This is a genomic window from Lactobacillus sp. ESL0703 (assembly GCF_029433435.1).
In the GTDB taxonomy this organism is placed as follows: Bacteria; Bacillota; Bacilli; order Lactobacillales; family Lactobacillaceae; genus Lactobacillus.
In genome coordinates this window covers 1-542 of the sequence record NZ_JAQTIB010000011.1, presented here as the reverse complement: position 1 = coordinate 542, position 542 = coordinate 1, and the positions used below count along the sequence as shown (strand labels likewise).

At 42.8% G+C, this 542-nt stretch carries 1 protein-coding gene; it reads left to right on the top strand.

Translation table 11 applies throughout. The annotated features are described in order from the left end of the window. On the top strand, positions 1 to 542 hold a 542-nt coding region (locus PT278_RS07935), incomplete at both ends, for a Rib/alpha-like domain-containing protein (protein WP_277131540.1).

Sequence of the window (542 nt, the reverse complement as noted above, 5' to 3'; positions counted from 1 at the left end):
CGCAACGTTTAGCTGGGCAGCTAACGCAGATGGTACGGGAACGATTGATAACAATAATGTTGGCGACTCACACCCTTATGTTGTCGTTGATTACGGTGACGGTACAAAGCAGATTGTTCAAGTAGACCTGACTATTAAGTCAAAGGACAATAATAATGAAGGTAACCTTGAAGTAGCGCAAAAAGCCCCAATCACAACTCATGTTTCTGATAGTGAAGTTAAAGTACCAGAATTTAGCGATCCAGCTTGGATTAAAGATAATATCAAGCTGCCAGGGAATGATGATTCAAGTACTAAGGTTGATCATTTAACTTGGGCAGAAGCACAGCCAGATACGGTTGGCGACGGTCAAGAAATTGAAGCAGTAGCACATTACAAGGATGGTTCAACCAGTGCACCATTTAAACTAGCAGTTAATGTACTTGGTGCTAAGAAGACAGACACGCCAACAGTAATTACAGCAGGCGATAACCTGACAGCTAGTCAAGCTGAGGCCGCTCTAGATCCAACGGAGAATGCCAAGATTATAGCTAAGTATCCAA